Genomic DNA, 17,745 nt, shown 5'->3' with positions numbered 1-17,745 from the left:
CAGCGTGGGCATGCGGCAGTGGATCGAAGGCTGGCCGGTGTACCGGCAGCTGGCCGGTCCCGACCGCACCGCGCGCGCCTCGGCGGCGAAATCCGCCGGTTCGGAAAAATGGCACGCCCGCACCGAGGACGCCGACAAGGTAGTCCGTTCCATCTGTCCGTATTGCGCGGTCGGCTGCGGGCAGAAGGTGTACGTCAAGGACGGTGCGGTCACCCAGATCGAGGGCGACCCGGATTCGCCGATCTCCCGCGGCAGGCTGTGCCCGAAGGGCTCGGCCAGCAAACAGCTCGTGACCAGCCCGAGCCGCGTCACCGAAGTGCTCTACCGGCGGCCGTACGGCACCGACTGGGAAAAGCTGTCCCTCGACCAGGCGATGGACATGATCGCCGACCGCGTGCTCGCAACGCGCGCCGAAACGTGGCAGGACACCGACGACCAGGGCCGCAGGCTCAACCGCACGCTCGGGTTCGCGAGCCTCGGCGGCGCGACGCTGGACAACGAAGAGAACTACCTGATGAAGAAGCTGTACACCGCGCTCGGCGCGATACAGATCGAAAATCAGGCCCGTATTTGACACTCCGCCACGGTTCCCGGTCTGGGGACCTCCTTCGGTCGTGGAGGCGCCACGACGTTCCAGCAAGACCTCGCCAACGCCGACTGCATCGTCGTCCAAGGCTCGAACATGGCCGAATGCCATCCGGTCGGGTTCCAGTGGGTGATGGAGGCGAAGGCCCGCGGCGCGAAGATCATCCACGTCGACCCGCGGTTCACCCGCACGAGCGCGGTCGCGCACGTCCACGCCTCGGTGCGGGCGGGTTCGGACATCGCGTTCCTCGGCGGGCTGATCAACTACGTCCTGCAGAACGAACTGGACTTCCGCGAGTACGTCGTGGCCTACACGAACGCGGCCGCGATGCTGACCGAGGAGTTCGCCGACACCGAGGACCTCGACGGCCTGTTCTCCGGCTTCGACGCGGAGAAACGCCAGTACGACAACTCGACCTGGGCGTACGAGGACGCCGAGGCGGCGCCGGCGGCCGGCCACCGCGACCCGGGGCAGCCGGGCGGCCACCACGGCGGCGAGAAACACCAGAGCTCCGCGCGCGCCGAGTCCTACGGCAGCGGCGGCGCGGCGATCGAAAACAAGCCGAGGACGGACGAGACGCTGCGGCATCCGCGCTGCGTTTACCAAGTCCTCAAACGGCATTTCTCGCGCTACACGCCCGAGGCGGTCGCCGACATCTGCGGCCTGCCGGTCGAGCAGTTCACCGAAATCGCCGAGGCGATCACCGCGAACTCCGGCCGCGACCGCACCACCGCCTGGGTGTACTCGGTCGGCTGGACGCACCACACGGTCGGCGCGCAGTACATCCGCACCGCCTCGATCCTCCAGACGCTGCTGGGCAACATCGGCCGTCCGGGCGGCGGCATTCTCGCGCTGCGCGGGCACGCCAGCATCCAGGGCTCGACCGACATCCCGACGCTGTTCAACCTGCTGCCCGGCTACATCCCGATGCCGCACGCGCACCAGCACCTCGACCTCGACAGCTTCGTCGAGGCCGACGCCGGCAAGACCGGGTTCTGGGGCAACATGCGCTCGTACACGGTCAGCCTGCTCAAGGCGTACTGGGGCGAGGCCGCCCAGCCGCACAACGACTTCCGCTTCGACTACCTGCCCCGGCTGACCGGCGACCACGGGACGTACGCGACGGTCCAGAAACAGATCGCGGGGGAGTGCAAGGGGTACTTCCTGGTCGGCGAGAACCCGGCGGTCGGCTCGGCGAACGGCAAGTTCCAGCGGCTCGGGCTGGCCAATCTCGACTGGCTGGTGGTCCGCGACCTGCAGCTGATCGAAAGCGCGACGTTCTGGAAGAACGGCCCGGAGATCGAGACCGGCGAGCTGAAATCCGAGGAGATCGGCACCGAGGTCTTCTTCCTGCCCGCCGCCGCGCACACCGAAAAGGACGGCAGCTTCACCAACACCCAGCGGCTGCTGCAATGGCACCACAAAGCGGTCGAACCGCCCGGCGACGCCCGCAGCGACCTGTGGTTCTACTACCACCTGGGCAGGCTGATCCGGGAGCGCGTCGGCAGCGACGAGCGCGACGCCCCGCTGCGCGACCTGGCCTGGAGCTATCCGACCGAGGGCCCGACGGACGACCCGAGCGCGGAGTCCGTGCTCGCGGAGATCAACGGCCACGGCCCGAGCGGTCCGCTCTCGTCCTACACCCAGCTCAAGGACGACGGCTCGACGTCGTGCGGCTGCTGGATCTACTGCGGCGTCCGCGCCGACGGCCACAACCACGCCGCGAACCGGCAGCCCGGCTCCGAACAGGACTGGATCGCGAACGGCTGGGCCTGGGCATGGCCGGCGAACCGGCGGATCCTGTACAACCGCGCCTCGGCGGACCCGGACGGGAATCCGTGGAGCGAACGCAAAAAGCTGATCCGCTGGGACGCGAAGGAGTCCAAGTGGACCGGCCCGGACGTGCCGGACTTCGAGGCCGCCAAGCCACCCGATTACCAGCCGCCGGACGGGGCGAAGGCGCAGGACGCGCTGAGCGGCCGCGACCCGTTCATCATGCAGACCGACGGCAAAGCCTGGCTGTACGTCCCCGCCGGGCTGGCCGACGGTCCGCTGCCCACGCATTACGAGCCGTTCGAAAGCCCGGTCGGCAACGCCCTCTACGGCCAGCAGTCCTCGCCGGTGCGGCAGACGCTGGACAGCCCGGTGAACCAGTACAACCCGGCGCGCAGCGAGGTCTACCCGTACGTGTTCACCACCTACCGGCTCACCGAGCACCACACGGCGGGCGGGATGAGCCGGACGCTGCCGTACCTGTCCGAACTGCAGCCGGAGTTCTTCTGCGAGATCTCGCCCGCGCTGGCCGCCGAACGCGGGCTGGTGCACCTCGGCTGGGCCACTGTCGTGTCGGCGCGGACGGCGATCGAGGCCCGCGTGCTGGTCACCGACCGCGTCAAACCGCTCAAGGTGCGCGGCCGCACCGTCCATCAGGTCGGGCTGCCCTACCACTGGGGCCCGAACGGACTGTCCCGCGGCGACGCGGCCAACGACCTGCTGTCGATCGTGCTGGACCCGAACGTGCACATCCAGGAGGCCAAAGCGGCCACCTGCGACATCCGTCCCGGACGGCGGCCGCGCGGGCCGGCGCTGCTGGAGTTCGTGGCGGAGTACCGGAGGCGAGCCAATGGCTGAGTACGGCGCCCAGCCCCGGATGGGCTTTTTCACCGACACGTCGGTGTGCATCGGGTGCAAGGCGTGCGAGGTCGCGTGCAAGGAGTGGAACGGCGTCCCGGAGGCCGAAAGCGCGCCGGACCTGCTCGGGCTGTCCTACGACAACACCGGCGACCTCGGCTCGAACACCTGGCGGCACGTGGCGTTCATCGAACAGCCCGCGGTCGACCTGGGGATGCCGACGGTCGGAGCGCCGGAGCAGCAGCAGCCGGAAGAAGCAGGCGTGCGCTGGCTGATGTCCAGCGACGTCTGCAAGCACTGCACGCACGCCGCCTGCCTCGACGTCTGCCCGACCGGCGCGCTGTTCCGCACCGAATTCGACACGGTCGTGGTGCAGCAGGACATCTGCAACGGCTGCGGCTACTGCGTTCCGGCTTGCCCGTACGGGGTCATCGAGAAGCGCGAGAGCGACGGCCGTGCGTTCAAGTGCACCCTTTGTTACGACCGGCTCGGCGCGGGGATGGAACCCGCGTGCGCCAAGGCTTGCCCGACCGATTCCATCCAGTTCGGCGAGCTGGACGAACTCCGCGAACGCGCCGCCGCGCGCGTGTCGGCGCTGCACGACGACGGCGTGCCGGAGGCGCGGCTCTACGGGCACGATCCCGGCGACGGGGTCGGCGGCGACGGCGCGTTCTTCCTGCTGCTGGACGAACCTGAGGTCTACGGCTTCCCGCCGGACCCGGTCGTGACGACCCGCGACCTGCCGCGGATGTGGAAGCGCGCCGCGACGACCGCGGCCGGGGTGGCCGCGGCGCTGGTCGTGTCGTTCCTGGGACGGCGCCGATGAGCCCCCGCCGCGAACGGGCGATGGTCGAGCCCGCCGAATTCCGGTCTTATTACGGCAGGCCGATCCTCAAAGAGCCCGCCTGGAAGCAGCCGGACGTCCCGCTGTACCTGTTCCTCGGCGGCGCGGCCGGCGCGTCGGCGTCGCTGGCCGCCCTCGCGGACGCGACCGGACGCCCGGAACTGGCCAAGGCCGGCCGGCTGGCGGCTTCCGGCGGATCGATCGCCAGCGTCGTCGCGCTGATCCACGACCTCGGCAAGCCGGCGCGGTTCCTGAACATGCTGCGCGTGCTCAAGCCGACTTCGCCGTTGTCGGTGGGGTCGTGGATCCTGTCGCCGTTCTCCGGTCTCGCCGCGGGGGCGGCGTTTTCCACGCTGACCGGACGTTTCCCGCGGCTGGGCCGGTTGGCCGGGGCGGGCGCGGGCGTACTGGGCCCGGCGATGTGCACGTACACGGCGGTGCTGCTGGCCGACACGGCGACGCCGTCGTGGCACGAGGCGCACGGCACGCTGCCGGTGCTGTTCGCGGGCAGCGCGCTGACCAGCGGGGCGGGGATCGCGCTGCTCGCGGTGCCGCGGAAGGAAAACGGTCCCGCGGTGCGGGCTGGGCTAGCTGGTGCCGCGGCGGAGCTGGCTGCCGAGCATCACCTGGAGACCGGGCTGGGGCTGGCTTCGGAGCCTTACCGGACCGGGCGGGCCGGGCGATTGCTGAAGGCGGCCAAGGCGCTGACCGCGGCGGGAGCGGCTTTGTCGTTGGCAGCACGGAAGAACCGCGCGGCGGGCGTTGCTGCCGGGGCGGCTTATCTCGCCTCCGGATTGTGCACGCGGTTCGGCGTGTATGCGGCCGGGGTGGAGTCCGCGAAGGACCCGAAGTACGTCGTGGTTCCGCAGCGGGAACGGCTCGCGCAGCGCGAAGCGGTCCGTGAAGGGCCTCTTGAGGGAAGCTGATTCCCTCAAGGAGTCCTTCACGGACCGCTGGCTATGCCGCCGGCTCGAGCAGGATTTTCTGCACCCCGTCGAGTTTCTTCTGGAACATCTCGTAGGCGCGCGGCGCGTCGGCCAGCGGAAGCTTGTGCGTCGCGAAGCCTTCGACGCCGAGCGGATCCCCGTCCGCGGTGAGCACCGGCAGCACGTCGTCGATCCACCGGCGGACGTTCGCCTGTCCGGTGTGCAGCCGGATCTGCTTGTCGAACACTTCCATCATCGGGATGGGGTCGGCCATCCCGCCGTACACGCCGGACAGCGAGATCGTGCCGCCGCGCCGGACGCTGTCGATGGCCGCGTACAGCACGCTCAGCCGGTCGATTCCGGCCTTCTCGGTGATCTTCGCGCCGAGCGGCTGCGGCAGCAGCGCGACCAGGTTGTGCGCGAGCTTCCCGATCGGCGCGCCGTGTGCTTCCATGCCGACCGCGTCGATCACCGAATCGGCGCCGCGGCCGCCGGTGAGGTCGCGGATCGCGTCGCCGATCTGCCGGTGGTCGCGCAGGTCCAGCGTCGTCGCGCCGTGTGCGCGGGCCCGCGCCAGCCGTTCCGGCACGAGGTCGACGCCGATCACCTCGCCCGCGCCCTGGTGCTGCGCGACCCTGGCCGCCATCTGGCCGATCGGGCCGAGACCGAAGACCACGACCGAGCCGCCGTCGGGGATGTCCGCGTATTCCACGGCCTGCCACGCCGTCGGGACCACATCGGACAGGTAGACGAACCGTTCGTCCGGCGGGCCGTCGGGCACCTTGATCGGCCCGTACTGCGCCTGCGGGACCCGGAGGTACTCGGCCTGTCCGCCGGGCACCTGGCCGTAGAGCTTCGTGTAGCCGAACAGCGCCGCGCCCTTGTCCTGGTCCTTGACCTGGGTGGTCTCGCACTGCGATTGCAGCCCGCGCTCGCACATCCAGCAGTGTCCGCAGGAAATGTTGAACGGCACCACCACCCGGTCGCCGGGTTTCAGCGAACTCACGCCGCTGCCCACTTCCTCGACGATCCCCATCGGCTCGTGGCCGAGGATGTCGCCCTCGGTCATGAACGGGCCAAGGACCTCGTACAGGTGCAGGTCGGAACCGCAAATGCCGGTCGAGGTCACCCGCACGACCGCGTCGGTCGGCTCCTCGATTTTCGGGTCCGGGACGGCCTCGACTCGCACGTCCCGCTTGCCGTGCCAGGTCACTGCTTTCATGGCGGCCGGATTCCCCTTGCCGGGACGGGCAAACGTCAGAGGCCGCGCAGGTCGGCGACGAACTCGTCGTACGCGGTGTCGCGGTCGGGCGCGCGCAGCACGGCGGACGGGTGCACGGTGGCGACTGCCGAGGCGAACAGGCCGGCGAACTCTTCCGGCGGATCCAGCGGTTCGCCGCGATGCCGGGTGAGCCGGAAACTGCTGCCGTACACCGATTGCGCCGCCGTCGCGCCCAGCAACAGCACGAGACGGGGCTGTACCGCCCGAAGTTCGGCCACCAGCCACGGACGGCACGCGACGACCTCGGAGCGCGCCGGTTTTTCGTGGATCCGGCGTTTGCCGCGGAGCTTGAACTTGAAGTGCTTGACCGCGTTGGTCAGGTAGAGGGAACCGCGGTCGAGGCCCGCGTCGCCGAGCGCCTTGTCGAGCAGGCGCCCGGCCGGGCCGACGAACGGTTCGCCTCGCCGGTCCTCCTGGTCGCCGGGCTGCTCTCCGAGAGCGAAGATGTCCGCACGCTCGGCCCCGGCGCCGAAAACCGTCGCCGTGGCGTCGCGGTAAAGCCCGCAGCCGCGGCAATCGCCAGCGGCTCGGCGGAGCTTGTCGAGGCTGACGGTGTCCGGCGGTTCGGCTCCCGGTTCCTGACGCGCGACCATCGGATCTCTTTACCCGCAAGCAGCCTCGCGCAAACACGACGAGCGCGCCGCCGCCGGGAGAGCTAACGTCGAGGGCCATGACGGACATCACCAGCTTGATCCTCGACGATCACGAGCGGTTCCGGCGGGCGTTCGCCGACCTCGACGACCTCGACGGCCCGGACGAGCTGGCGCGGGCGTGGGAACCGCTCGCGGACCTGCTGGACCTGCATGCCGCGGCCGAGGAGGCGGTCTTCTACCCCGAGCTGATCCAGCGCGGCACGGACGCCGAGGACGAGACGCTCGACGCGGTCGGCGACCACAACGACATCCGCGACGCCGTCGCCGAAGCCCGCAGGCATCCGGCGGGCAGCGCGGCCTGGCACGCGGCGGTCCGGCAGGCCCGCACCGCCAACAGCGAGCACATGGCCGAGGAGGAGGACGACGCGCTCGCCGACTTCCGCAAGCACGCCGATCCGGGCCTGCGCGAGGAACTCGGCCGGAAATTCCTCGAGTTCAAGGCCGAGCACGAGGGCGGGAAGGGCATCGACACCGGGGACGTCGACCCGGAGCGTTACGTCGAGGAGCAGGAGCGGAAAGCCGGGAAAAGCTCGTCGGGCGACGGATCGCTGGGGATCGGCAGCCTGAAGGGAGAATGATGAACCACCTGATGCGCGACCTCGCGCCGATCCCGGCCGAGGGCTGGAAGCAGATCGACGACGAGGCGCGGGAGCGGCTGGGGACGCATCTGGCGGCGCGCAAGATGGTCGACGTCGAAGGCCCGCACGGCTGGACGCACTCGGCCACGCCGCTCGGCCGGACCCGGCGGGTCGATCCGCCTGAAGCCGCCCGGGAGCGCGAAACCCTCGCGCAGCAGCGCCGGGTGTTGCCGCTGGTGGAGGTGCGGGTGCCGTTCACCGTCCAGCGCAAGGAGCTCGAGGACGCCGAGCGCGGCGCCGACGACCTGGAGTTCGACGACCTCGACCAGGCCGCCGCCCAGGTGGGCCTGCTGGAGAACCGCGCGGTGTTCCACGGCTGGCCGGACGCCGGGATCACCGGGATCGCCGAGGCGAGCCCGTACGACCACGGGACCCTCGGCAGCGATCCGGAACGCTATCCGCATATCGTGGCCAACGCGGTGAATACATTGCGGTGCAACGGAATCGAAGGACCGTACGCGCTCGCGATCAACCCCGGCGGCTACACCTCCATTGTGGAGAGCACCGAACACGGCGGTCTTCTCGTGCTCGACCACCTCCGCCGGGCGTTGGGCGGCGGCCGGGTGAAGCGCACGCCGGGGCTGACCGGTGCGGTCGTGCTGAGCCTGTCCGGCGGGGACTTCGTGCTGGAGCTCGGCCAGGACCTCTCGGTCGGCTACCGCCACCACGACGCCGAGACGCTCACGCTGTACCTGGAGGAAAGCTTCAGTTTCCGGGTGACCGAACCGGACGCGGCGCTCGTGCTGGACTGAGCACGCCGGCGCCGGGTGTGGGCACCGCGGCAGCGAGCCGTGAGCGACTCTGAGTCCCCACGCCGGGACCTTGAGCCGCGTCGCCCGGCTGACCGCCGCACAGGACGCCGACCTGGCCGAAACACTCGGTTGATGCTCACCGGACCGTATCTGCGACGCACCCAATGTGGCATTGGGGTTCTCCGGGTTCCCCTCACGGACATCTGCCCGTCAGCGGAGGGGAGAGGGGCAGCGGGCGGAGCTCCGGCTGAGCACGATTCCGCCGCGGCGCGGCCGGGTATCCGGCTCGCATGAGCAGTCGCGGAAAGATCCAAGTCACCACCCGAGTGCGGCTCGACGACGCCGACGACCTCGCCGAGCACTACACGCCCGGCGTCGCCGAGCTGGCCGAGCGCGTCGCCGAGGATCCGTCGGTGCTGGCGCGGGAAACCGTGCGCGGCAACTCCGTCGCGATCGTCTCCGACGGTTCCGCGCTGCTCGGGCTCGGCGACCAGGGCCCGGCCGCCGCGCTGCCGGTGATGGAGGGCAAAGCGGCGTTGCTGAAGCGGTTCGCCGACGTCGACGCCTGGCCGATCTGCCCGGTCAGCCGCGAGCCGGAAGACCTGGTGCGCACCGCGAAGGACCTCGCGACGTCCTTCGGCGCGATCAACCTGGAGGACATCGCCGCGCCTCGGTGCTTCACCGTCGAGCGGCAGCTGCACGACGAGCTGGACGTGCCGGTCTTTCACGACGACCAGCACGGCACCGCGGTAGCCGTGCTGGCCGCTCTGCACAACGCGCTGAAGCTGACCGACCGCACGCCGGCAGCCACGTCGGTGGTGATCTCCGGTGCGGGCGCGGCTGGGTCCGCGATCGCCCGGCTGCTGCTGAAGGCCGACTTCAGCGCGGAGCGGATCGTAGTCTGCGACAGCAAAGGCACTCTGCACGGCGAGCGCGACCTGACCGGCGAGAAGCAGTGGCTGGCGGAGAACACCAACCGCGGCGACGCCGTCCAGGGAAGTATTCAAGACGCCTTGCACGACGCGGACGTCTTCGTCGGCGTGAGCGTCGGCGGTCTGCTCAAGGGCGGCGACCTGGCGCGGATGGCCGACCGGGCGATCGTGTTCGCGCTGGCCAACCCGGATCCGGAGGTCGATCCGGACGCCGCGCACGAGCACGCGGAGATCGTCGCGACCGGACGCAGCGACCTGCCCAACCAGATCAACAACGTCCTCGTCTTCCCGGGGATGTTCCGCGGGCTGCTCGACTCCGGCGCTCCGAGGGTGACCGCACGGATGTTGCTCGCGGCCTCGCACGCGCTGGCCGCGACGGTCGGCGACGACCTCGACCGAGAACACATCGTGCCGAGCGTCTTCGACGAGGGCCTGGTGCCCGCGATCGCCGAAGGCGTCGCCGGCGCCGCCGAAAACGACTGAAGGAGCGGGGAATGCGAAGCGCAGAGTCCGGCCGCAAGTACGAGCTGAGCTTGAAAGCCCGCGTGCCGCGGCTGGCGGGCGAGGGAGTCACACAGGAAGCTCCGGCCGAGCGGACGCTCGAGACCGTTTACTACGACACCAAGGATTTCCGGCTGACCAGAGCCGGGATCGCGCTGCGAAGAAACAGCGGCACCGGGTGGTCCCTGAAATTGCCCAGCCAGGAGCTGCGATTTCCGCTCGGTGACAGCCCGAAGGCGCCCGCTCAAATCGCAACGCTGCTCCGTGCATACACATTGGACCGCAAGCTGCGCCCCGTCGCGCAGCTGCGGACCGACCGGTTCACGCACCGCCTGACCGACGCGTCCGGCCGAACGCTGGCGACGCTCGCGGACGACCACGTCACCGGAGAATTCCTTGGGGGACCGGCGGTGCGGCTGGACCGGTGGCGCGAACTGGACGTCGAGGCGGGACCTGAGCTGCTCGACCGCCTTGACCGCACCTTGCGCAAGCGCGGGGCGGAGAACGCTTGGTGGCCGTCGAAACTGCAGCGGCTGATGGGAGACGCCGCCGAAAACAAGCGGGGCTCGAACGAGGTGCTGCCTGCGTATCTGCGCGCGCAATTCGAGCGATTGCGTCGCGCTGACTTGGGTTTCCGCGTCGGGGAAGACGATTCAGTGCACCAGCTCCGGGTCGCGGCGCGGAAGCTGCGGAGCGCGCTCCAGACGTTCGCGTCTCTGGTGGGCCGGAAGAAAGCCGATGCGGTCACGGCGGAGCTGAAGTGGCTGGGCGCCGAACTCGCCCCCGCGCGGGACGCCGAGGTCAGCCAAGCGCGCCTCGAAGCCTGCCTCGACGAGGTCTCGCCGGAGCTGGTTTTCGGTCCCCTGCGCCAATACCTGACCCGCGACTTCGCCCGCACCTCCCGCACTGAATTGGCCCGCGCGACGGAAGCGTTGTCCAGCAACCGATACGCGGCCCTGTTGCGGTCGATCGCCGCCCTTCTCGACACGATGCGTCCGGCAGGCAAGAAAGCGCTGCGCAAACCCCTGCGCAAGACCGCGCGCAAACTCTGCCGGGCCACTGCGGCGACGGAAGGGCTCAGTGGCGTTGAACTGGAGAAGGCACTGCACAACGTCCGGAAGAAGGCCAAGCGCGCACGTTATGCCGCCGACGCCGTCCGGCCAGCGTTCGGCAAGAAGCTGCGCGCGTGGCGCAAGCACGTGAAGGCGGTGCAGCAGACACTGGGCAAGCATCAGGACAGCGTCGTCGACCGTGCGGCGCTGCGGCATTTCGCGATCGACGGTTTCAGCGAGAACCAGAACACGTTCACCTTCGGTCTTCTCTACGGCCGGGACGAGGCTGCGGCGAAGATGCTCCAGGGCAGGTTCGCCGACGAGTGGCGCACGCTGCGCAAGGGCGCTCGACCGTCCTGGCTGAAGGTCTGAGCCCCCGGAAGTCCACTGTGGACAGCAGAAAAGCCGGCGATGTCTCGGCATCGCCGGCGTCCCCGCGGCAACGAAAGTCCGGGGGCGGGTTATTGCTGCCCCGGCCGGCGGAGGTCTAAACCTCTGCCGGGCCGGGTTTGGCCGCGGCCGGATCGGGGAACCCCGCCGGAAATGGGATCACAACTTGCCGCGACGTGGGTGTCGGCGATCGGGAGCGCGGGCTCGCTGCTGGGGTTCGCCTCGTATGTGTGGATCATGCTGCTCAACCGGAAAGACCAGGCGGAAGTCCGGCAGGAGCAGCAGGCGCAGTCGGTCTCCGCGTGGCTCGACGAGGGCGCCCGGCACGACCGGGACGAGGACTACGTCGTCTGCGCGCACAACAGCGGCGACGCACCGGTGTTCGACTGTTCGCTGGAGGTCAGCCGCCCGGACGAGGAGGAGCCGCACTGTGCGCGGTTCGCGATCATCCCGCCCGGCGCCACTGCCGTCCGGGCACTGCCGTTCGGCGAGGACGCCATGCCGGTGGACGACCTGTACTCCGCGGCCGCCGTGCCCGGCCTGTCCTTCACCGATTCCCGCGGCGGCCACTGGACGCGCGACACCTCGGGCGTGCTCAGCCGCGCCGACCGCCGTTCGGTGCGCGGGCGCTGGCGGCCCGGAAGCTGATCCTTCCGCCGGAAAGGCGCCCGTGATCGCGACGCCGCACGTCCCGCCCGGCAATCCGCACGCCGTCCTCGCCCCGCTGCGGGGCTATCTCGCCGAGGTCGCGCGGGCGCTCGGGGTCGGTCCGGAGTTCTGCGCTCTCGACCCAGGCCCGCCGGTGTCGGCGTACGTCGCTCTCGACGGTCATCTGCCGGGTTGCCCCGGGCGGGATGTCGCGTTGCTGTGGGACGAGGTCCACGGATGGTCGACCGCGGTCGAAACGCATTCCGGTGAAGATCTCATCGTTCTCCGCTATTTCGGCGGCGCCACCGTCGTTCCGCCGCCCGCGCAGCTCCTCCGGTTCGTCACCGCATTGCGCGCGGCGATCACCGCATCGGGCAGCTCGCGCCGCCCGTCCTGCGTTCCGTCGGCAGTTCCGCCGAACTCGACACTCTGCTGCGTCTGCGCGATGTGACTTGAGCCCCCATTCGGGTGGCCGGCCGATTGATCCTGTCCTCGGGCGGGTACCACCCGGCCATGACACTCCGGCTGCCTGTCGCCCCGGCCAGCACGCGGATCCGCCGCGCGCTCGCCTTGCGACGCCGGGCACTGTCCACTAAGGATGATTAGCGTCGGCAACGCGATGCGCTCCATGGCACTACACGAGTCACGTTCCCTTCGGCTGTCAGGAGGATTTACATGACCGCGGCGACCATGACCCGCACCCGGCGCGACGACTACCGCCACTGCGCGGTGCTGTTCGAGGAGATCAGCCACCTCGCCGAGGACACCGACGAGCACTCGCGGCTGCGCCGCCGCCTCATCGAGGAGCACCTTCCGCTGGCCGAGCACATCGCGCGCCGCTTCGCCCGGCGCGGCCAGCCGTCCGAGGACCTCTTGCAGGTGGCGCGGATCGGCCTCATCAACGCCGTCGACCGCTACGATCCGGCGCGGCAGACGGATTTCGTCGCCTTCGCAGTCCCGACCGTGATGGGCGAGGTCCGCCGCTACTTCCGCGACCACACCTGGTCGGTCCGCGTCCCGCGGCGGCTCAAGGAACTCCACGTGACGATCGGCCAGGCCGCCACCGACCTGGGCCAGCGCATCGGCCGCGCGCCCACCGCGCGCGAACTCGCCGACCATCTCGACCTCGACCTGGACGAGGTGACCGAAGCCCTGCACGCCGGGAACGCCTACCAGGCCGCGTCCATCGACTACCCGGCCCACGACGAGACCGGCTCGCTCGCGCTGGCCGACACCCTCGGCGACGAGGACCCGGAAATCGAGAAGCTCGAGGACCGGGAGACGCTCAAGCCGCTGCTGCGGAGCCTGCCGGAGCGGGAGCGCGCGATCGTCGTCATGCGGTTCTTCTCGAACATGACGCAGAGCCAGATCGCCGATCGGGTCGGGCTGTCGCAGATGCAGGTTTCGCGGCTGCTGGCCCGGACGCTGAGCACCTTGCGGGAGCAGCTCACCGAGGCTGCCACTGCGACTCGCTGACGTATTCCGTAGGTGTGCATCCGGTAAGGCTGCGAAAATCGCGGTTCAGGTGGGATTGATCGGCATATCCGCAGTTGAGTGCCAATTCGGCCCAGGACCGCGCCGCCGGGAGCCGGGACACCGCGCGGTGCAGGCGGGCGATCCGGCCGACGGTCCGGGGCGAGAGGCCGATCTGTTCGCGGAAGCGGACCGTCAGATGCTGCCGTGACCAGCCGATCTCGGCGGCCACCGCGTCGACCCGGACTGGCGCGGACGCAAGCCGGTGCCACGCGGCGTGCACCGGGCGGGCCAAGGCGGGGCCGGACCGGACGCGGGGGAGCAGGAAGCCGTCGAGCAGGGCGAAGCGCGCGGTCCAGTCGGGTGCGGACGCGAGTTGCTCGGCGAGCAGGACGGCGTCGCGGCCGAGGAGATCGGTGGCGGACACGGTCGCGTTCGCCAGCAGGCGCAGCGGCACTCCGAACAACGCGTGCGCGGCGGGCGGAGTCAGCGCGACCGTGATCCCTTTCGCGGGTCCGGCTTGCGAGACGAGCAGGGGCCGGTCTCGCAAGCCCAAGACCGGCGACAACGGCAGCGTCCGAGCAGGCGCCGCGAAGTCCAGGATCATGGTGATCGCGCCCAAAGGCGTTACTCGCCAAGGCAGTTCGGCGGACGGCGGGAAGTCGTGGCCCGCGTAGTCCAGGACGCCGGGGACCCGGGGACTTCCGAAGACATGCAGTCCTCGGGAGGCCGTGATGTCCCGGCGCGGGACGACGAGCGACCACTCTGCCATGCCGCCATCTTACTTTCGTCCAAGACCGGCCGGGCGTTCGCGAAATAGCGTCCCTGGCCATGAAGAAGATCGGCCGGTTCAAGAATCCCGAGGCGCAGCAACGCTATTTCACGGTCTACGAGAAGGCGTTGCGGGAATGCCCTCAGCCCGATGAGGTCCTCGACGTCGCGTGCCGCCACGGGACCACTCGCGTCTACCGCTTCGGCGCCGGTGCGCGCCCGCTCGTGCTCCTGCCGGGCCTGATGGCGACCGCCGTGTGTTACGCGCCGCTCATCCCGGGGCTGGACGGCCCGGTCTACGCCCTCGACACCCTCGGCGAGGCCGGTCGCAGCGTGCAGACCAGGCCGTTCGCCGGCATCCGCGACCGCGCCCTCGGTCTCGACGACGTCCTGGCCGGGCTCGGACTGGACGAGGTCCGCCTCGTCGGCGGCTCGACCGGTGGTTGGCACGCGGTCAACCAGGCGATTCACGCCCCGGATCGGCTCGCCGGGATCTGCCTGCTCGACCCGACGACGGTCAGCGCCAAGTTCTCCGCCGCCACGCAACGACGCGCTCTCGCGGCGATGGTGCTGAACCGCGACCGCGATTGGCGGCGCTTCGTTGCCTGGTCCGCAGGAAAGGACGTGTTCGACCAGCCCGCCGCGCAGGTGGTCGTCGCCGGGATCCGTGCCTACCGGGCGCGGATCCCGCTCCAAGACTGTCCGCCTGACGACGCCCTCCGCGGGATTCGGACGCCGGTGCTGGCGTTGTTCGGCGGGCGCAGCGTCGTCCACGATCCCGTGGCGGCAGCCGCGAATCTCCGGCGGTTGGTTCCGCAGGCGGAGGTGGAGGTTCTGGCGGAGGCGGGGCATTACCTCTACCTCCGGCCGCAAGATCGGGAGCGGGTTATCGAGGCGATCGGGTCGTGAGCGGCGTTGCCGGCCAGAACCGGCAACGCCGCTCACGACCCCCGCCGCTCAGGTGAGCCGGGGTACCTCCTTGGCCGGCGCGGAAACCCGCTCGTCGTCCTCGAACAGGTCGCTCTGCCGGATCGCCAGCGTGCAGACCACGCTCACCACGGTCGTCGCCGCGAGGTAGACCAGGATGCCGGTCGTCCCGGTCTTCCCGGCGAGATACGCCAGGATCAGCGGGGTAAGCCCCGAAGCCACGACGCCGGAAAGCTGGTAGACGACCGAAATCCCGGTGCATCGCCGCGAAATCGGGAACAGCTCGGCGTAGAACGCCGCCTGCGGGCCGTACATCACCGGGTAGCTGATGCCCAGCACCGCGATCAGCGAGAGCGTGATCAGCACCGGATTGCCGCTGTGCAGGGCCGCCAGCGCCGGGATCGCCAGCACCAGGGTCGTCACGGCTCCGGTCGTGAAGGTCCGCCGCCTGCCCAGCCGGTCGGACACTCTGCCGAACACCGGGATGAACACCACCATCACCGCGGCCGCGATCATCACGCCGACCAGCAGCGGCTGCCGGTCCAGCTTGAGCGTCCCGCTGCCGTAGGAGATCACGAAGACCGCCCACGCGTTGAACGCCACGCCCTCGGTGAACCGGCTGCCCATGCCGAGCAGCAGATGCCGCCGGGAGAGCCGGTCGCGGACCAGTTCGACGGCGGGCACGGTCGCGGTGCCCTCCTCGGCCGCCATGGTGCGGAAGGCCGGGGTTTCCATCACCTTGACCCGGATCAGCAGGCCCGCCACCACCAGCACGGCGGACAGCAGGAAGCCGATCCGCCAGCCCCACAACAGGAACGCCTCGTCGCTGGTGACCGCGTTCAGCAGCGCCAGCACGCCGGTGCCCAGGGTGAGCCCGATGGCCAGCCCGATCTGCGGGAAACTGCCGTAGAGACCGCGTTTCCCGGCCGGGGCGTACTCGGTGGCCATCAGCACCGCGCCGCCCCATTCGCCGCCGACGGCGACGCCTTGGGCCAGCCGGAGGACGACCAGGATGATCGGGGCGGCCGGGCCGATCATCCGGTAGTCGGGCAGCAGCCCGATGAGACAGGTCGCGGTGCCCATGATGAGCATGGTCGCCACGAGGATCTTCTTGCGCCCCACCCGGTCGCCGAGGTGGCCGAAGACGAACCCGCCGATCGGGCGGGCGAGGAAGCCGAGCGCGAAGGTCGCGAAGGCCAGCACGGTGCCGACCAGGGGATCGGAGCCGGGGAAATACAGTTTGTTGAAGACGAGGCCCGCGGCGGTGCCGTAGAGGAAGAAGTCGTACCACTCGACGGTCGTGCCGAACACGCTGGACGCGACGACCAGGCGGACGTCGGTGCTCTTCTCCGGAGTTGTCGCCATTGATAACTCCCGGTGGTCAGAGCGAGCGGCGGAAGATGTCTTCGAGCGCGGTCCGGGTGACCGGACGGGGCACGACAGCCAGCTGGCGGGTCTGCTTGAGGGTGCCGTCGACGAGGGTGTCGATGTCCTCGTCGCCGTACCCGAACGCGTGCAGCCCCTTCGGCATCTGGATGTCGGCCATCAGCTCCGTGAGCACGTGGGGGAGCGCGTCGGCGCCGTCGGCGGCGGTGAAGGTCTGGCCGCCGGACAGCAGGTGCGCGGCGTGCAGATGCCGTTCGGGCGCCGCGGGATAGGTCCAGCGGAACACCTCGGCGGCGGTCGCGGACACGGCCTGGCCGTGCGGGACCATCGGCATCTCCGGGTAGCCCTCGGCGCGGTACTGCTTCACCGCACCGGCGATCGGGTACGCGTTCGCGTGCGGCAGGTGCGTGCCGGCGTTGCCGAAACCGGTCCCGGCGTAGGTCGACGCGAGCGCCATCTGGGTGCGCGCGGTCAGGTCGCGTCCATTGAGGACAGCGGCGCGCAAATGCTTGCCCACCAACGTCAGCGCCATCTCGCACCAGACGTCGCTGATCGGGTTGGAGCCGCAGAACGCCGGCCGCTTCATCGGGTCTTCCGGCGCGGGCTTCGCGTCGAACGCGACGCTGGTGTAGCTCTCCAGCGCGTGCGACAGGACGTCCATGCCGCTGGCCGCGGTCACCGCCGACGGGAGGCTGATCGTCGTGCGCGGGTCGACGACCGCCAGCGACGGGCGCAGCGACGGGTGGCTCACTCCGGCCTTGAGGTGGAGGCCGAGCAGGTCGACGACGCAGATCGTGGTCGATTCGGACCCGGTTCCCGCGGTGGTCGGCACGGCGATCAGCGGCTTCAGCGGCAGCCACGGGGCCTTGCCCGCGCCGATCGGCGGAGTCACGAAGTCGAGCAGTTCGCCGGGGTGGGTGGTCAGCAGGTTGACCGCCTTGGCGGTGTCGATCGCCGAACCGCCGCCGATCGCGACGAAGCAGTCCCATTCCTGCTGGCGGGCGTAGGCGACGGCCTCGTCGATGCTCGCGTCGGTCGGTTCGACGCCGACGCCGTCGAAGATCTCGCTCTTCACCCCGGCCGCGCGGATCGAGTCGAGCGCCCGGTCCGGGATGCCGGTGCCGCGGACGCCGGGGTCGGTGAGGATCAGGCACGACTTGGCCTGCCGCGCGGCCACCTCCGCGCCCAGTTCGTCGAGCGCGCCGGCGCCGAACTTCAACGGGGGCGCCGCCCAGGTGAAGACGCTTTCGTTGCGGGGCATGTCGGTCAAGGAGACCACTCCTCACGTCGATGTTGACAACATGTGGAAGCTATATCCACTATGTGGCGAGCCTTCACGGTAGCCCGGCGACC

Annotated in this window: 16 protein-coding genes; 11 read left to right on the top strand and 5 right to left on the bottom strand. The window is 70.1% G+C overall.

Annotated features, from left to right (window positions below):
• Positions 1–4 precede the first annotated feature (4 nt).
• Genes fdh through nrfD form a run of 3 tightly spaced genes read left to right on the top strand, consistent with a single transcriptional unit; the run spans position 5 to position 4,987 of the window.
• Positions 5–3,217 (top strand): formate dehydrogenase, encoded by a 3,213-nt coding sequence (gene fdh, locus L3Q65_RS18945; protein WP_237600438.1) that lies wholly within the window; start codon positions 5–7, stop codon positions 3,215–3,217.
• Positions 3,210–4,043, top strand: a complete 834-nt coding sequence (locus tag L3Q65_RS18940) for a 4Fe-4S dicluster domain-containing protein (RefSeq protein WP_182893142.1) — start codon at positions 3,210–3,212, stop codon at positions 4,041–4,043. Before fdh ends, L3Q65_RS18940 begins: the two co-directional genes overlap by 8 nt.
• Complete coding sequence (gene nrfD / locus L3Q65_RS18935; RefSeq protein ID WP_182893141.1) at positions 4,040–4,987, top strand: NrfD/PsrC family molybdoenzyme membrane anchor subunit; 948 nt, start codon at positions 4,040–4,042, stop codon at positions 4,985–4,987. The genes L3Q65_RS18940 and nrfD overlap by 4 nt, the downstream gene beginning before the upstream one ends.
• 31 nt (positions 4,988–5,018) lie before the next feature.
• On the opposite strand, the gene L3Q65_RS18930 is transcribed toward nrfD, so the two are convergent.
• Together L3Q65_RS18930 and L3Q65_RS18925 are read right to left on the bottom strand one after the other, a co-directional pair.
• Positions 5,019–6,209: a zinc-dependent alcohol dehydrogenase gene (locus L3Q65_RS18930; protein WP_237600437.1), complete on the bottom strand. Its 1,191-nt coding sequence runs from the start codon at positions 6,207–6,209 to the stop codon at positions 5,019–5,021.
• 35 nt (positions 6,210–6,244) lie between these two features.
• A complete protein-coding gene (locus tag L3Q65_RS18925; protein WP_182893139.1) occupies positions 6,245–6,862 on the bottom strand; it encodes a UdgX family uracil-DNA binding protein in 618 nt (205 codons plus the stop codon).
• Between the two features lie 77 nt (positions 6,863–6,939).
• Between L3Q65_RS18925 and L3Q65_RS18920 the strand changes: the two genes are divergently transcribed.
• The 7 genes from L3Q65_RS18920 to L3Q65_RS18890 all read left to right on the top strand — a co-directional run bounded on the left by L3Q65_RS18920 (position 6,940) and on the right by L3Q65_RS18890 (position 13,311).
• Complete coding sequence (locus L3Q65_RS18920) at positions 6,940–7,500, top strand: hemerythrin domain-containing protein (protein WP_182893138.1); 561 nt, start codon at positions 6,940–6,942, stop codon at positions 7,498–7,500.
• Positions 7,500–8,312 carry a family 1 encapsulin nanocompartment shell protein gene (locus L3Q65_RS18915; protein ID WP_182893137.1) on the top strand — a complete coding sequence of 271 codons (813 nt, stop codon included), beginning with the start codon at positions 7,500–7,502 and terminating at the stop codon, positions 8,310–8,312. Before L3Q65_RS18920 ends, L3Q65_RS18915 begins: the two co-directional genes overlap by 1 nt.
• A 290-nt stretch (positions 8,313–8,602) precedes the next feature.
• Complete coding sequence (locus tag L3Q65_RS18910; protein WP_182893136.1) at positions 8,603–9,727, top strand: NADP-dependent malic enzyme; 1,125 nt, start codon at positions 8,603–8,605, stop codon at positions 9,725–9,727.
• Between the two features lie 11 nt (positions 9,728–9,738).
• Positions 9,739–11,169, top strand: a complete 1,431-nt coding sequence (locus L3Q65_RS18905; protein ID WP_182893135.1) for a CYTH and CHAD domain-containing protein — start codon at positions 9,739–9,741, stop codon at positions 11,167–11,169.
• A gap of 171 nt (positions 11,170–11,340) precedes the next feature.
• Positions 11,341–11,835: a hypothetical protein gene (locus L3Q65_RS18900; protein WP_182893134.1), complete on the top strand. Its 495-nt coding sequence runs from the start codon at positions 11,341–11,343 to the stop codon at positions 11,833–11,835.
• Positions 11,836–11,857: 22 nt separating this feature from the next.
• Positions 11,858–12,286 carry a DUF6292 family protein gene (locus tag L3Q65_RS18895; protein WP_237600436.1) on the top strand — a complete coding sequence of 143 codons (429 nt, stop codon included), beginning with the start codon at positions 11,858–11,860 and terminating at the stop codon, positions 12,284–12,286.
• Between the two features lie 224 nt (positions 12,287–12,510).
• Entirely contained in the window at positions 12,511–13,311 is an 801-nt protein-coding gene (locus L3Q65_RS18890; protein WP_237600435.1) for a SigB/SigF/SigG family RNA polymerase sigma factor, read from the top strand.
• On the opposite strand, the gene L3Q65_RS18885 is transcribed toward L3Q65_RS18890, so the two are convergent.
• Positions 13,283–14,080, bottom strand: coding sequence for an AraC family transcriptional regulator (locus L3Q65_RS18885; protein ID WP_237600434.1), 798 nt, complete (start codon positions 14,078–14,080; stop codon positions 13,283–13,285). The genes L3Q65_RS18890 and L3Q65_RS18885 overlap by 29 nt on opposite strands.
• A gap of 59 nt (positions 14,081–14,139) precedes the next feature.
• Here L3Q65_RS18885 and L3Q65_RS18880 point away from each other — a divergent pair, with 59 nt between their 5' ends.
• Positions 14,140–14,988 (top strand): alpha/beta fold hydrolase, encoded by an 849-nt coding sequence (locus L3Q65_RS18880; protein WP_237600433.1) that lies wholly within the window; start codon positions 14,140–14,142, stop codon positions 14,986–14,988.
• Positions 14,989–15,036: 48 nt separating this feature from the next.
• Here the strand turns inward: L3Q65_RS18880 and L3Q65_RS18875 are convergent, their stop codons facing one another.
• Both L3Q65_RS18875 and L3Q65_RS18870 read right to left on the bottom strand, forming a co-directional pair.
• The gene (locus L3Q65_RS18875; protein ID WP_182893130.1) at positions 15,037–16,371 is read right to left on the bottom strand and encodes an MFS transporter; all 1,335 of its coding nucleotides are present in this window, start codon (positions 16,369–16,371) and stop codon (positions 15,037–15,039) included.
• 16 nt (positions 16,372–16,387) lie between these two features.
• Positions 16,388–17,653 (bottom strand): hydroxyacid-oxoacid transhydrogenase, encoded by a 1,266-nt coding sequence (locus L3Q65_RS18870; RefSeq protein WP_182893477.1) that lies wholly within the window; start codon positions 17,651–17,653, stop codon positions 16,388–16,390.
• Between the last annotated feature and the right edge of the window lie 92 nt (positions 17,654–17,745).

Source organism: Amycolatopsis sp. FU40, from assembly GCF_021903635.1.
In the GTDB taxonomy this organism is placed as follows: domain Bacteria; phylum Actinomycetota; class Actinomycetes; order Mycobacteriales; family Pseudonocardiaceae; genus Amycolatopsis; species Amycolatopsis dendrobii.
The sequence above is the reverse complement of the archived record's forward strand: the minus strand, read 5'-3'. Positions and strand labels throughout refer to the sequence as shown.

Excerpts from the sequence above, each read along its gene's own strand:
- L3Q65_RS18940 (WP_182893142.1), top strand. The coding sequence starts at position 3,210 with ATGGCTGAGTACGGCGCCCAGCCCCGGATGGGCTTTTTCACCGACACG.
- nrfD (WP_182893141.1), top strand. The coding sequence starts at position 4,040 with ATGAGCCCCCGCCGCGAACGGGCGATGGTCGAGCCCGCCGAATTCCGG.
- L3Q65_RS18930 (WP_237600437.1), bottom strand. The coding sequence starts at position 6,209 with ATGAAAGCAGTGACCTGGCACGGCAAGCGGGACGTGCGAGTCGAGGCC.
- L3Q65_RS18925 (WP_182893139.1), bottom strand. The coding sequence starts at position 6,862 with ATGGTCGCGCGTCAGGAACCGGGAGCCGAACCGCCGGACACCGTCAGC.
- L3Q65_RS18920 (WP_182893138.1), top strand. The coding sequence starts at position 6,940 with ATGACGGACATCACCAGCTTGATCCTCGACGATCACGAGCGGTTCCGG.
- L3Q65_RS18915 (WP_182893137.1), top strand. The coding sequence starts at position 7,500 with ATGAACCACCTGATGCGCGACCTCGCGCCGATCCCGGCCGAGGGCTGG.
- L3Q65_RS18910 (WP_182893136.1), top strand. The coding sequence starts at position 8,603 with ATGAGCAGTCGCGGAAAGATCCAAGTCACCACCCGAGTGCGGCTCGAC.
- L3Q65_RS18905 (WP_182893135.1), top strand. The coding sequence starts at position 9,739 with ATGCGAAGCGCAGAGTCCGGCCGCAAGTACGAGCTGAGCTTGAAAGCC.
- L3Q65_RS18900 (WP_182893134.1), top strand. The coding sequence starts at position 11,341 with ATGGGATCACAACTTGCCGCGACGTGGGTGTCGGCGATCGGGAGCGCG.
- L3Q65_RS18890 (WP_237600435.1), top strand. The coding sequence starts at position 12,511 with ATGACCGCGGCGACCATGACCCGCACCCGGCGCGACGACTACCGCCAC.
- L3Q65_RS18885 (WP_237600434.1), bottom strand. The coding sequence starts at position 14,080 with ATGGCAGAGTGGTCGCTCGTCGTCCCGCGCCGGGACATCACGGCCTCC.
- L3Q65_RS18880 (WP_237600433.1), top strand. The coding sequence starts at position 14,140 with ATGAAGAAGATCGGCCGGTTCAAGAATCCCGAGGCGCAGCAACGCTAT.
- L3Q65_RS18875 (WP_182893130.1), bottom strand. The coding sequence starts at position 16,371 with ATGGCGACAACTCCGGAGAAGAGCACCGACGTCCGCCTGGTCGTCGCG.
- L3Q65_RS18870 (WP_182893477.1), bottom strand. The coding sequence starts at position 17,653 with ATGCCCCGCAACGAAAGCGTCTTCACCTGGGCGGCGCCCCCGTTGAAG.